This is a genomic window from Rhizobium sp. K33 (assembly GCF_056501445.1).
The window spans coordinates 2,665,591-2,677,880 of record NZ_CP096478.1; the positions used below are offsets into that span (position 1 = coordinate 2,665,591).

At 62.4% G+C, this 12,290-nt stretch carries 15 protein-coding genes; 10 read left to right on the forward strand and 5 right to left on the reverse strand.

Annotated elements, in window-relative coordinates; translation table 11 throughout:
- The first annotated feature begins 82 nt into the window (after nt 1-82).
- Entirely contained in the window at nt 83-343 is a 261-nt protein-coding gene (locus M1E12_RS13095) for an ArsR/SmtB family transcription factor (RefSeq protein ID WP_113458514.1), read from the forward strand.
- A 145-nt stretch (nt 344-488) separates the two neighbouring features.
- On the opposite strand, the gene M1E12_RS13100 is transcribed toward M1E12_RS13095, so the two are convergent.
- Complete coding sequence (locus M1E12_RS13100) at nt 489-665, reverse strand: YdcH family protein (RefSeq protein ID WP_006726869.1); 177 nt, start codon at nt 663-665, stop codon at nt 489-491.
- 234 nt (nt 666-899) lie between these two features.
- Between M1E12_RS13100 and M1E12_RS13105 the strand changes: the two genes are divergently transcribed.
- The 6 genes from M1E12_RS13105 (at nt 900) to M1E12_RS13130 (ending at nt 4,897) form a co-directional block, all read left to right on the forward strand.
- On the forward strand, nt 900-1,103 hold the full coding sequence (locus M1E12_RS13105) for a YdcH family protein (RefSeq protein ID WP_113458565.1): 204 nt from the start codon (nt 900-902) through the stop codon (nt 1,101-1,103).
- 30 nt (nt 1,104-1,133) lie between these two features.
- Nucleotides 1,134-1,634, forward strand: coding sequence for a 5-(carboxyamino)imidazole ribonucleotide mutase (gene purE / locus M1E12_RS13110; RefSeq protein WP_113458515.1), 501 nt, complete (start codon nt 1,134-1,136; stop codon nt 1,632-1,634).
- Nucleotides 1,631-2,695 (forward strand): 5-(carboxyamino)imidazole ribonucleotide synthase, encoded by a 1,065-nt coding sequence (locus M1E12_RS13115; protein ID WP_479562091.1) that lies wholly within the window; start codon nt 1,631-1,633, stop codon nt 2,693-2,695. Before purE ends, M1E12_RS13115 begins: the two co-directional genes overlap by 4 nt.
- Nucleotides 2,696-2,873: 178 nt before the next feature.
- Nucleotides 2,874-2,999 carry a type B 50S ribosomal protein L36 gene (gene ykgO / locus M1E12_RS13120; protein WP_006726873.1) on the forward strand — a complete coding sequence of 42 codons (126 nt, stop codon included), beginning with the start codon at nt 2,874-2,876 and terminating at the stop codon, nt 2,997-2,999.
- A gap of 113 nt (nt 3,000-3,112) precedes the next feature.
- On the forward strand, nt 3,113-3,748 hold the full coding sequence (locus tag M1E12_RS13125) for a tetratricopeptide repeat protein (protein ID WP_479562092.1): 636 nt from the start codon (nt 3,113-3,115) through the stop codon (nt 3,746-3,748).
- A gap of 108 nt (nt 3,749-3,856) precedes the next feature.
- Nucleotides 3,857-4,897 (forward strand): alpha/beta fold hydrolase, encoded by a 1,041-nt coding sequence (locus M1E12_RS13130; RefSeq protein ID WP_479564882.1) that lies wholly within the window; start codon nt 3,857-3,859, stop codon nt 4,895-4,897.
- A 54-nt stretch (nt 4,898-4,951) separates the two neighbouring features.
- On the opposite strand, the gene pyk is transcribed toward M1E12_RS13130, so the two are convergent.
- On the reverse strand, nt 4,952-6,391 hold the full coding sequence (pyk, locus tag M1E12_RS13135; RefSeq protein ID WP_113458521.1) for a pyruvate kinase: 1,440 nt from the start codon (nt 6,389-6,391) through the stop codon (nt 4,952-4,954).
- Complete coding sequence (locus M1E12_RS13140) at nt 6,391-6,819, reverse strand: DUF1036 domain-containing protein (protein ID WP_479564883.1); 429 nt, start codon at nt 6,817-6,819, stop codon at nt 6,391-6,393. The genes pyk and M1E12_RS13140 overlap by 1 nt, the downstream gene beginning before the upstream one ends.
- Before the next feature lie 263 nt (nt 6,820-7,082).
- Here M1E12_RS13140 and M1E12_RS13145 point away from each other — a divergent pair, with 263 nt between their 5' ends.
- The 3 genes from M1E12_RS13145 (at nt 7,083) to M1E12_RS13155 (ending at nt 8,582) form a co-directional block, all read left to right on the forward strand.
- Nucleotides 7,083-7,892, forward strand: a complete 810-nt coding sequence (locus M1E12_RS13145) for an N-formylglutamate amidohydrolase (RefSeq protein ID WP_479562093.1) — start codon at nt 7,083-7,085, stop codon at nt 7,890-7,892.
- 11 nt (nt 7,893-7,903) lie between these two features.
- A complete protein-coding gene (locus M1E12_RS13150; RefSeq protein ID WP_479562094.1) occupies nt 7,904-8,209 on the forward strand; it encodes a DUF1244 domain-containing protein in 306 nt (101 codons plus the stop codon).
- A gap of 106 nt (nt 8,210-8,315) precedes the next feature.
- Nucleotides 8,316-8,582, forward strand: coding sequence for a DUF2312 domain-containing protein (locus tag M1E12_RS13155; RefSeq protein ID WP_136538160.1), 267 nt, complete (start codon nt 8,316-8,318; stop codon nt 8,580-8,582).
- Nucleotides 8,583-8,658: 76 nt separating this feature from the next.
- On the opposite strand, the gene M1E12_RS13160 is transcribed toward M1E12_RS13155, so the two are convergent.
- Both M1E12_RS13160 and M1E12_RS13165 read right to left on the reverse strand, forming a co-directional pair.
- Nucleotides 8,659-10,506 (reverse strand): peptidoglycan L,D-endopeptidase MepK, encoded by a 1,848-nt coding sequence (locus M1E12_RS13160; RefSeq protein ID WP_479562095.1) that lies wholly within the window; start codon nt 10,504-10,506, stop codon nt 8,659-8,661.
- Between the two features lie 187 nt (nt 10,507-10,693).
- Complete coding sequence (locus tag M1E12_RS13165) at nt 10,694-12,208, reverse strand: sigma-54-dependent transcriptional regulator (RefSeq protein WP_479562096.1); 1,515 nt, start codon at nt 12,206-12,208, stop codon at nt 10,694-10,696.
- Nucleotides 12,209-12,290: the final 82 nt, after the last annotated feature.

A 12,290-nucleotide genomic window follows, 5' to 3' on the forward strand; every position in this document is an offset into this window, starting at 1 on the left:
ACGCGCATTCGTGTTCGCCAGGCCTTGCTGCAGCGCACATCAGTGCTTGCCGCCAAAGGGCCTTTGACATAACGTTCCATCCATGACGAACGCAGACCCGTTCATGGCGATCGCAGATCCGAACCGACGGCATATCCTCGAGGATCTGCGTCGGGGGGAAAAGACCGTCAACGAACTGGCGGGCCAGTTGCCGATCAGCCGCCCGGCGGTGTCGCAACATCTGAAGGCCCTGCTCGACAGCGGACTTGTGGATGTCCGCTCGGAAGGCACCCGCCGCATCTATTTCATCCATCGTCCCGGCTTCGACCGGATGAACATGTGGCTGGACCAGTTCTGGTCCTGACCCCTCCTACATCGTGAAAGTGCGCAAACAAAAGCCCCGAAGTCGTGTGAACTCCGGGGCCAAGGGTGTTGTATTGGCTGCTTCATGAATACATCGGGATCGGTCTTTGGGTCCGCCAGATCCCGGCGCAGCCGGAAGGGTGGTATCAGTGGCGGGTGGAAGCCCTCAGGCGTTCCATTTCATCCTTGAGGCGCAGTTTGAGGCGCTTCAGTTCGGCAATGTGCCGATCATCGACGGAGGGAGATGCAAGCGCGTCATGGAGTTGATCCTCGAGGGCTCCATGCTTCTTCTGCAGCGATTCAAGATGAGCCTGTATGGTCATTTGATGCGTCCTTCCTTATCGCCTACCTCCAGCCCTCATCCGCTGGAGTTTCAGGCTTTGCGAAGATAATGTGACACGAGAAATGCGGTTTGTCGAAGGCGAACTGGGCAAAAAGGCCCATCAAAATGGAAGACAGGGATAACTTCCCGTTACCGGTATTTGGTGATAGGAGCTTGCGCGAATCTTCCGGGCATCCTTTAAGGATGGGCCACACGGCGATAATGGGGAATGAGCATGGCCGATCAGGAACAAGCCGACATCAGGCTCTCGTTGGCACGGCTTCGCCAGGAGCACGAAGACTATGATGCGGCCATCAATGCCATGATCACGGTCGGCTGCGACGCCCTTCGCATCCAGCGCATGAAGAAGAAGAAATTGTCCATCAAGGACAAGATCACAGCGCTGGAAGACCAGATCATTCCCGACATCATCGCCTGACCGCGCAACATGACGGCATAAGGATATGAGATGACAGCTGAGTGCCCGCCCGTCGCCATCATCATGGGAAGCCAGTCCGACTGGGAAACCATGAAGAATGCCGCCGACACGCTCGACGCACTCGGCGTCTCCTATGAAGCCCGCATCGTTTCGGCACATCGCACGCCAGACCGCATGTATGCCTTCGCCAAGGGCGCCCGCGACGAGGGCTTCAAAGTGGTCATTGCTGGCGCCGGCGGTGCCGCCCACCTGCCCGGAATGGTCGCATCGCTGACGACCCTGCCCGTCTTTGGCGTTCCCGTTCAATCCAAGACGATGTCCGGCCTCGACAGCCTCTACTCCATCGTCCAGATGCCGGCCGGCATTCCCGTCGGCACGCTCGCCATTGGCCGCGCCGGCGCGGTCAACGCCGCCCTTCTTGCCGCTCGTGTGCTGGCAGCCTTCGATGACGAGCTTTCCGAGCGTCTTGAGGAATGGGTCGAGCGCCAGACGGCCTCCGTTGCCGAATATCCCGTGGACGAGGCCCCATGACCATCCGCACGATCGGCATCATCGGTGGCGGCCAGCTCGGCCGCATGCTGGCCATGGCCGCAGCCCGCCTGAACTTCCGCACGGTGATCCTCGAGCCGCAGGCCGACAGCCCCGCCGCCCAGGTGGCCAACCACCAGATTACCGCCGCCTATGACGACCCGACAGCACTTGGCGAGCTTGCCCGCCTCTGCGATGTCGTCACCTACGAATTTGAAAACGTGCCCGTGACGGCCGCAGAGACACTCGCCGCGAGCGTGCCCGTCTATCCGCCGCCGAAGGCTCTCGAAGTGGCCCAAGACCGCGTGACGGAAAAGCGTTTCCTCAACGCCTCCGGCATCGAGACGGCCCGCTTCCACGCCGTCGACAGCCAGGCCGATCTGGAAGCCGCTCTTGCCGATTTCGGTGGTGAAGGCGTGCTCAAGACCCGCCGCCTCGGCTATGACGGCAAGGGCCAGAAGGTCTATCGCAAGGGCGAAAGCGCAGAAGGCGGATATGAAGCCCTCGGCTCCGTCCCGCTCATCCTCGAAAGCTTCGTGCCCTTCGTCCGCGAAGTCTCCATCATCGCGGCCCGTGGCGCCGACGGCGAGGTCCGCTGCTACGACCCGACCGAGAACGTGCACCGCAATGGCATCCTGCACACGTCGACGCAGCCGGCCGCCATCACATCTCAGACCGCAAGGGCTGCTCGCGAAGCCGCGACCAAACTGCTCGACGGTCTCGCGTACGTCGGCGTCGTCGGCATGGAGTTCTTCGTGCTCGAAGATGGCAGCCTCATCGCCAACGAGATCGCACCGCGCGTCCACAATTCAGGTCACTGGACGGAAGCCGCCTGCATCGTCTCGCAGTTCGAGCAGCACATCCGCGCGGTCGCCTCTCTGCCGCTTGGCGACACCGTTCGCCACTCCGATTGCGTGATGACGAATCTGATCGGCGACGACATCGATTCTGTCCCCACATGGCTCGCAAAGCCGAACGTGCTCGTTCATCTCTATGGCAAGACGGAAGCCCGCCCCGGCCGAAAGATGGGTCACGTCACCGAAATCCTGCCGTTTCGCGACTGATTTTCCCGGTTTTTTAGCCGGATCTGTCCGGCATTTTCCGCTGAGCATGTTGACATCCGGGCCTCCCTTGGGCTAATTGCCGCCAACTCTTCAAGGGCGCGCCCAGTGGCGCGCTTTTGATTGTTTGAACACAGTGGGTGAATGACACATTCCCCGACAATCGTTGTGGACCAGAAAAATGAAGATCAAGAACTCGCTGAAAGCGCTGAAGGCCCGTCATCGCGACAACCGTCTGGTTCGCCGCAAGGGTCGCATCTACATCATCAACAAGCAGAACCCGCGCTTCAAGGCTCGCCAGGGCTGACGCCCCGGGATCTCCGGATCCCATGAGCCAGACGGACTGCCCGCCGCCATTGCGGCGTGTTGATATCGGAAATTTGAGTTTGAAAGACGGCGCTGAGGGACTACCTTCCCTGCATGCGCCGTTTTTCTTTGCGACTCGCCCCAAGTCTCGCCATCCTGTCCACCCTGCTTTTCGCCGGCGCGGTTGCCGCGCAGGCGCCTGAAGAGGGCGGTGGCGCGGCCACCACTGAAACGCCCGTCGAGCGAATTCCCATGAATACGCCGGTGAAGCCGAAGACGGTCGACGACCTCTTGGCGGAGCTGAAACGGGAACGCAATCCGCAAGCCGCCCGGCAGATCGCGAATGCGGCCATGGCCACCTGGAGCGAGTCGTCGAGCCCGACGATCAATCTCCTGATGCAGTGGTCGGCAAAGGCGGCCGCCGAGAAGCGCAATGCCGCCGCCCTCGACTTCATCGATCAGGCGATCATCCTGAAGCCGGACTTCGTCGGCGCCTGGAACCAGCGCGCCACGCTGCACTTCACCATGGGCAACTATCAGAAATCGGTGTCCGACATCGAAAAGGTGCTCGATCTCGAACCCCGCCATTTCGGAGCGATTGCCGGCCTCGCCGGCATCCTCACCGAGCGCGGCAGCAAGGACGCAGCCCTGAAGGCCTGGGAACGATATCTCGAGGTCTTCCCCGCCGACCGCGAGGCCCAGGAGATCGTCGCCAAGCTTTCGGAAGAACTGGCCGGCCAGCGGACGTAAAGCAGCACGCAGTTCCCTTGACGAATGGCGCGGCAGCACGATCTTGTTGCCTGTATCGCCTCGCCGAAAGCTCAGCTCTTGCTCATCCTCTCTCGCATCGGTCTTCTCTTGCTCGTCATTCTCCTCCTTCTCGTCGCCGTGCTCGTGGCGCTCGCCATTGCCACCGAAATCCGGGCCCGGGGCATCGAGGCGCGGACCCCAAACATTGGTGAGCGCACCGATGTCGGCGGCTACAGCCTGAATGCGCTCCACGTGCCTGCAGGCCGGAACGCGGACCTGCCGCCGATCGTTTTCATCCATGGCGCCTCCGGGAACCTTCAGGACCAGACGGGCGCCTTCCTGGAGCCTCTGCGCGGTCGTGCCGAGCTCCTCTTCGTCGATCGGCCCGGGCACGGATATTCCGAGCGCGGCGGGCCGGAAAACGACATGCCGGACGGCCAGGCCAATGCCATCGCGCGCCTGATGGAGAAGAAGGGGATCGATCGCGCCATCATCGTCGGCCACTCCTTCGGCGGCGCGATCACCGCAAGCTTCGGCGTGCTGCATCCCGACAAGGTCGAAGGCCTCGTCTTCCTCTCGGCCGCCACCCATCCCTGGCCCGGCGGCGTGGACTGGTATTATCACCTCGCCTCCGCGCCGGTGATCGGCCCGATCTTCTGTCATACCCTGGCGCTGCATGCCGGGATGATGCGGATCGACGCCGCGACCGAGCATGTCTTTGCTCCCAATACGCGTCCGGTCGATTATGTGGAGAAAACAGGTCCTCAGCTTGTCCTGCGTCCCTCCGCCTTCCGGTCAAACGCGAAGGACGTCGCAGGCCTCCACGCCTATGTGACCGATTTCGCGCCGCGTTACCGCGAAATCGCCAAGCCGACGGTGGTGATCACCGGTGACGCGGACACGATCGTGCTGGAGGAAATCCACTCCAAGGGCCTCGCCCGCGATATCGAAGGCTCCGAACTCGTCTGGATCAAGGGCCTCGGCCACAAGCCGGATTACATCGTGACCGACATCGTCATCGCCGCCTTGGAGAAGATCGCGGGCAAGGAGCGCGATCTCCAATCCATGGCGCGGGCTGTCGAGCCGCGTCTTGCCGCAACCAGCGTCGATCCGGGAGGCTCGGCCCCGTCGCTACAAGCTGGTCAGTAAAGCCATCAAAAAAAGCCGCCCGAGGGCGGCTTTTTCATTTGCAAGGCGCTGGGATCAGATCCCCGTCTGGCCGTCCGAACCGATATAGGCGATGCGCAGCATATTGGTCGAACCTGGCGTGCCGAGCGGAACACCGGCCGACATGATGATGCGGTCGCCGGGCTTGCCGAAGCCTTCTTCGACCACGATGCGGCAGGCGCGGTTGACCATATCGTCGAGATCGGTCGGTTCCGACGAGACAACACAGTGCAGGCCCCAGACGACGGAGAGGCGACGCGCGGTCTGGATGACCGGCGACAGCGCGATGATCGGCACTTCCGGACGCTCGCGCGAGGCGCGCAGACCTGTATTGCCCGAAGAGGTGTAGCAGACGATCGCCTGCAGGCGCAGCGTCTCAGCGATCTGGCGGGCAGCAAGCGAAATGGCGTCCGCACCGGTCGCTTCCGGCTGCGCGCGCTGGGCGTAGATGATGCCGGGGTAATGCGGCTCGCGCTCAACGGTTTCGGCGATCGAAGCCATGGTCGCAACCGCTTCGACCGGATACTGGCCGGAAGCCGATTCTGCCGAGAGCATGATGGCGTCGGCGCCTTCGAAGACGGCGGTCGCGACGTCGGAGACCTCTGCACGGGTCGGCACCGGCGCCGTGATCATCGATTCCAGCATCTGGGTCGCGACAACGACCGGCTTGCCTTCTCGGCGGCAGGCGCGGATCAGCTGCTTCTGGATGCCCGGAACGCGCTCGAGCGGCATTTCGACACCGAGGTCACCACGAGCGACCATAAGTGCGTCGGAGAGTTCGATGATCTCGTCAATGCGCTCGATGGCCTGCGGCTTCTCGATCTTGGACATCAGGCCAACGCGGCCCTTGGCGATCTTGCGGACTTCCGCCAGATCTTCCGGGCGCTGGATGAAGGAAAGCGCAACCCAGTCGACATCGTTGACGGCGAGCACGGCATCGAGGTCGGCGCGGTCCTTGTCGGTCAACACGCCGGTTGCGAGAATGGTGTCGGGTAGGCTGACGCCCTTGCGGTCGGAGATCTTCGTGCCCGAGACAACTTCGGTAACGATGCTCTTGCCGTCGCATTTGACGGCCTTCAGATGCAGCTTGCCGTCGTCGATCAGAAGACGGTCGCCCGGCTTTACCGATTCCAGAATTTCCGGATGCGGGAGGTGAACGCGCGTCGCGTCGCCCGGCTCCTGGCTGTTGTCGAGCGTGAAGGTCTGACCCGGCTGCAGCTCTACCGTGGTGTTGGCGAATTTGCCAACGCGGAGCTTCGGGCCCTGGAGGTCGGCGAGGATGCCGATCGGGCGGCCACAGGCAGCTTCGACATTGCGGATGCGTTGAACCAGCGTGCGCATCAGGTCATGGCTGGCATGGCTCATGTTGATGCGGAAAAGATCGGCCCCGGCTTCGTGAAGCTTCCGGATCATCGCCTCTTCGGAAGAGGCGGGACCAAGCGTGGCGAGGATCTTTACTTTGCGGTTTCGCTTCATCAGTTCTGGCTTTCCTGGGTGCCCGACGTATCGGACAGCTGGACCATCCAGCTCCCCTGCCTGCCGGTGTCGTATTCCTTGAATCCCATCTGCTGATAGCCGCGTGCGAAGCAGTCCTTCACGCCCACGATCTTGAACTCGTTTTCGGCAACACACATGTTGATGTCACCGGTCCAGCGACCACCGCGAGCGGCATCCTCAGCATAGAGATAATAGTAACGCGATTGGAGTTCGCCCTCGATCAGGGTGGCGCAGGTGCCGGCAGGAACCTGCCACCAGCCCTCCGTGATCCAGCCTTCTTCTGCCCGGTAGCCGACGGCGACGCCGACGAGGTTCTGAGTGCCGTTGCAGACACGGAACTCGGCATGGGCGGCAGAGGCTGCCAGCATGGGCGAAAACAGCGCACCCGCGATCAGGAGGGGCTTCAGATAACGTGCCTTCGCACGGTCGAAAGTCTGTCTGATCAGGTGATGCACGATTGCCGCCGGAACTCCAAAAATGCGCATGGGATGCCTTCTTGCGATGCTGACCAGAGAATGTCAACGCAACTCTAATCGATTATATTTTCTGTCTTTGGCCAGTCTCAAAACCTATATGTCCGATCTTGGCACAAACGTGACAGCCATGAAAGCTTGCGCTCCCCCATTCCCCATGCGATCAAGCGCTTGTAGCAGCTGATGGCTTCAAACTGATGAATGTTTCCCCTGTTTTCGAGATTTTGGACGGCCGTTTCGACGCCGGGCTCGTGATCCTTGCCGACCACGCCACGAATATCGTGCCGGAACGCTATGGAAGGCTCGGCCTGCCCGACAGTGCCTTCGGTCGGCACATCGCCTATGACATCGGCATCGAACCGCTGACGCGCCTGCTGGCCGCGCGGCTCGGCGTTCCCGCCGTCATGTCGCGCTTCTCCCGCTTGCTGATCGATCCGAATCGCGGCGAGGACGACCCGACCATCATCATGCGCATCTCCGACGGCGCGATCATACCCGGCAATCATCCGATTACACCGGAGGAATGGCAGCATCGCATCGAGACCTATCACCGCCCTTACCACCGGGCAGTGTCCGAGGTGATCGCCAAGGTCGCCGAAGCCTCAGGCAAAGCGCCACTGGTGCTTTCGCTGCATTCCTACACGCCGGCCTGGAAGGGCGTGCCCCGCCCCTGGCACGCGGCAGTCCTCTGGGACACCGATGCGCGCGCCGTTCGCCCCCTAATTGAAGGCCTTGAGGCCCCGGGTGACATCCTCGTCGGCGACAACGAACCCTATGACGGAGCGCTCAAGGGCGACACCATGTACCGCCATTGCATGATGGCTGGCATTCCACACGCGCTTCTGGAAGTCCGCCAGGACCTGATTGCCGATGAAGCCGGCGTCGCGGCCTGGGCGGACCGCCTGGCACCGATCTTCGAGCGCCTCAATGCCGACCCGAAGCTGCACGAATATGAGCTCCATGCCTCGCGCACAGGGCCCTACCCTGGCGACCCCATTATGCCCTGAAGGAGAGAACCATGACGCTCCCGAGCAAGGACCAGCAGACCGAACTCGAAGCCGCCGCCTTCCGCCGGCTGGTATCCCACCTGCGCAACCGCACCGATGTGCAGAACATCGACCTGATGAACCTGGCCGGCTTCTGCCGCAACTGCCTGTCCAACTGGTATCTGGACGCCGCCAAGGAAAACGGGCTCGACCTCACCAAGGACGAAAGCCGCGAGATCGTCTATGGCATGCCCTATGACGAGTGGAAGGCACTGCACCAGCGGGAGGCGAGTGCCGACCAGCAGCAGGCCTTCGAAGAGAACCGCCCGAAGGAATGACGCGCATCTCAAGCTTTGGGGCTTGACGCGGAGGCCGCTTCGCGGCACGTGGTCGCCACGAAAATCCATCCCGAGAATGCCATCCCCGCAATGAAGGAGATTGCCCATGTCTGATGCCGCCCACGGCGTCGCCCGCGACCAGCTCCGCGCTTTTGTCGAACGCATCGAGCGCCTGGAAGAAGAAAAGAAGACCATCGCCGACGACATCAAGGACGTCTACGGCGAAGCCAAGGCCATGGGCTTCGACACCAAGATCCTCAAGAAGGTCATCGCGCTTCGCAAGAAGGACGACCAGGAGCGCATGGAAGAGGACCTGATCCTCGACACCTATCTGCACGCGCTCGGCATGATCGAGAGCCCGCCGGAAGGCTGAGGCACACACTTCTGGCCAACAAAAAACCCGCCGATCCGGCGGGTTTCTTTTTGTCTGCAATCGCGAAGGTCTGAGATCAGGGAGCGCCGAAGCGGCTCGGATCGACCGTCGTGGCATCGAGGCGGAAGCCATCCGGCACGGCGGTGGCCGGCGCGACCAGCGAGCGCGATACGACGCGCGGTGCCTTGACCGGCTTGGCGACGGATTCGAACTTGCCCTGGTTCAGCGCCCACTGCTCGATCATGTTCTTGGTGAGCTTCGTACCGCCATACATGGCCATATGCGCACGCTCGGCATCTTCCTGCCCCGGACGGCCACCCTTCTTGGGCAGAGCCGCATCGGCATTCGCAACCGGATCGGACGGCGCGTCGAACATGTCGCCGAACTGCGTGGTGCTCTCGACCGCAGGCGTCTCCTGCGGGATGGAGGCAACCTCGACCGGCTTCTCGATAGGAGCAGGTTCGGGTGTTGCGCGGAGTTCGGCCTGAGCCGGCGCACTCGACGGGATCGGTGCTGCCATTTCCGGCATGGTGCTGTCTTCGAGCGCGGCTGCCGCTTCCGGCGACAGGATCGCCTGCTCGACCTCGTCGACTTCGGCCTCGGCTTCTGCCTGGGCGGACGCGAGCAGCGCTTCGGCGACCTGCGGACGAGCCGCAGGAACCGGAACGGCCATGCCTTCGGCAAGCAGCATCGCTTCAGAATTCGGATCGATCGACGCCGTCATCACGCCTTCCGTCGGTCCAGCACCGGGACGCGCGTTAAGGAGCGTCGGCACGGGCACGTTTAGCGAGGCAAGATCGGCAAATTCATCGGCTGGCGCGTTGGCTGGAACCGGCACACCACTTGCCACCTGCTGCAGCGCGTCTTCCGCCGCATTGCGTGGCGGCTGGTAGAGAGCAACGGCGAGGCTGTTGTCAGCCGGACGAAGCGACGGGCGAGCCTGAGGGACAGGCGCATCGGCGGCATCGACACCCGGCAGCGCATTGGCAACCATGACCGGCTCTTGTGCAGCGCCAACGGGTTGCTGGCGCGGTGCGGCGGGAGCCGGCTGCGGCTGAGCGACGGCCGGACGTTCTGCGGGCTCCGGAATATCCTCGACCTCGTCTTCATCACCGCCGCCGAATAGCATGGCGAGGAAGTTGCGCGGACGCGACGAGGACTTCTCCTCGGCGATCATAACCGTATTTCCGGAAGCCACGCGGCGCTTGTATTCGGCGAGCGCCTGCTGATAGCCCGGCAGCGGCTTGCCATCCGACGGGATATGAACGGTCTTGCCATCCGGGAAGAGACGAACGAGATCCTGGCGGTTCATGCGCGGCCAGGCGCGCACACCCGCCACGTCCATATGCACGAAAGGCGAACCGGAATTGGGATAATAGCCGACACCGCCGGCCTGCATCTTCACGCCGATTTCGCGCAAGGTCTTGAGCGGCACACCTGGGATATAGAAGTCCATCGCCGTGCCGCGCATGTGCTGGCTTTCCTTGGCGACACCCTTGGAGCGCGACCGCAGCATGGCGTTGGTGGCAGGAGAACGATAGGCGGAAACGACCTTGATATAGCCCTTGGCGCGGGACTGGCGATAGACTTCCCAGACGAGGTCGAAGAGGCGCGGGTCCATCTTCGTCGGCTCGTTGCGGCGCCAGTCGCGCAGAATGTAGTTGAGCTGTTTCAGACCCTTGGGGTCATAGCGGCCATTGCGCTTGAAGGTGATCGAGGCCCGTTCGCCCGTATGGACGAATTCGATGTTGAGCGTGCGGCTTTCGGCATGCGCCGCGCCGGGATTGGCCAGCAGACCTCCCAGCCCCATCAGCACAACGGCGAAGAGAGAAAAGAGCAGCTTCGCTGCCAACTGCGCAGACGCAAGCCGGGTTTTGCGCCCGATTTGCGTATGGAGCGCGCTGATGTCCTGCGATGCCTGCAATGCAATCCCCGTCCGAAAGACTACGTCCCACGCCAACTCGAATGAACGTCAAATGCGGTCATACCATGGCAAATTTGCCACATCCGCACAAGCTGTCCCTTTATAGTGAACGCTTGCCTAACAAATGCTTAGCTCTTGGTAGGCGATTAAGCTTACCCCAGAGTTAACACCGGACGGTTGAGACAGATCAAGCAGCGTCCTTCTGCGGGTCGTCGGGATCGATTCCGTAGTCCTTGAGCTTGCGATAGAGCGTCGAGCGACCAATGCCGAGCTTGCGCGCCACCTGGCTCATCTGGCCGCGATAGAACTTCAGCGCGAAGCGGATCAGCTCCTCCTCAATCTCGGCGAGCTTGCGCACATTGCCGGCTTCGTCGGTGCTGACGATGACATTGGCCGATTGGGTCGAGCCGAAACCTGTGGATGGAGCAGATTGCCCCCCGGCAAAGGCCGCAGCACGCTCGGCAAGGCTGGCCTGCACCCTGGCAATCGGGCTCTGCTCCTGCACGGCAGCCTGAGAATCGGCACTGGATGCGCCGCGGTGGCCGCTCATCTGCGCGGCGATCTGCGGGAAATCGGCCTCGCGGAGGCTTGTCCCTTCCGCCAGGACGACGGCACGGAAGATGGCGTTTTCCAGCTGACGGGTGTTGCCCGGCCAATCGAAGGATGTGAGCAAAGCAAGTGCCGAGGGCTCGACATGCAGGCTTCGCGGCAGGCGCTGCTCGAGCGAGAAGCGCTCGACGAATGCGCGGATCAGATGCGGGATGTCTTCCTTTCGACGGCGCAGCGACGCGATGGTGATCGGGAAGACGTTCAAACGATAATAGAGATCTTCGCGGAACCGCCCGGACTTGACCTCTTCGATCAGATCCTTGTTGGTCGCGAGGATCAAGCGGACATTGGCCTTCAGCGGACGCTGCAGCCCGGCAAGATGCACCTCGCCAGACTGAACAAGCTCGAGAAGCCGCATCTGCCCGGCGGGCGGCAACTCACTGATTTCTTCGATGAAAAGCGTTCCGCCTTCGGCCTCCGACAGCTTGCCGGTCAGCCCTTCGCTGCCGAACAAGACCTCCTCGATCTGGGCCGGAGAAATCGCGTTGCAGTTCACGCCGACAAAGGGCCGGGACGAGCGATCGCTGGCGACGTGAATGGCCCGCGCGATGAGCTCCTTGCCAACGCCCGCCTCCCCTTCCAGCATCACCGGAATGGTCGACTGCGCCGCCCGGCGACCGAGCTCGACGACGCGCGACATGGCAGCACTGGCAGCCGTCACGTCGGAGAAACTGACCGAACCACTGCGGGCACGACGCGGCGTACGGCCCTGCAAACTGGTGCGGTGGATCTTCAGGGCAGACTCGATCGCGCCGATCAACCGCTCCTGCGCGATCGGCTTGACGAGAAAATCGAACGCCCCGGCACGCATGGCGTTGACCGCCGTCTCCGTTGCGCCTTCGGCAATGCCGACAATGACGGGCACGGCCGGATTGATCTCCGTCAGCATGGGAATGATGCTGGGATCGAGCCCTTCACCGGATGCCGCGTCGACCAGCACGACGCTGATGGCATCGCGGTGACGGCGAAAGGCATCAAGACCTGCATGCGCCGTATCGGCGACGTGAACGGCATGACCGTGCGCTTCGATTGCAGCCTTCATGCTGCGGCGCTCGGCGGCATCTTCATCGATGAGTAGAATCTGTGCGGTCAACTTGCGCTCCCCGGGGCTGTTTCGGCGCCTTCGCGCTCCTGGGTTATCGCGGCGACACTGCCAGAAAGGCCTGAAGATGTTC

Coding starts and splice junctions, on each gene's coding strand:
- M1E12_RS13125 (WP_479562092.1), top strand. CDS start 3,113: ATGCGCCGTTTTTCTTTGCGACTCGCCCCAAGTCTCGCCATCCTGTCC.
- purE (WP_113458515.1), top strand. CDS start 1,134: ATGACAGCTGAGTGCCCGCCCGTCGCCATCATCATGGGAAGCCAGTCC.
- ykgO (WP_006726873.1), top strand. CDS start 2,874: ATGAAGATCAAGAACTCGCTGAAAGCGCTGAAGGCCCGTCATCGCGAC.
- M1E12_RS13150 (WP_479562094.1), top strand. CDS start 7,904: ATGACGCTCCCGAGCAAGGACCAGCAGACCGAACTCGAAGCCGCCGCC.
- M1E12_RS13145 (WP_479562093.1), top strand. CDS start 7,083: ATGAATGTTTCCCCTGTTTTCGAGATTTTGGACGGCCGTTTCGACGCC.
- M1E12_RS13100 (WP_006726869.1), bottom strand. CDS start 665: ATGACCATACAGGCTCATCTTGAATCGCTGCAGAAGAAGCATGGAGCC.
- M1E12_RS13155 (WP_136538160.1), top strand. CDS start 8,316: ATGTCTGATGCCGCCCACGGCGTCGCCCGCGACCAGCTCCGCGCTTTT.
- M1E12_RS13105 (WP_113458565.1), top strand. CDS start 900: ATGGCCGATCAGGAACAAGCCGACATCAGGCTCTCGTTGGCACGGCTT.
- pyk (WP_113458521.1), bottom strand. CDS start 6,391: ATGAAGCGAAACCGCAAAGTAAAGATCCTCGCCACGCTTGGTCCCGCC.
- M1E12_RS13115 (WP_479562091.1), top strand. CDS start 1,631: ATGACCATCCGCACGATCGGCATCATCGGTGGCGGCCAGCTCGGCCGC.
- M1E12_RS13095 (WP_113458514.1), top strand. CDS start 83: ATGACGAACGCAGACCCGTTCATGGCGATCGCAGATCCGAACCGACGG.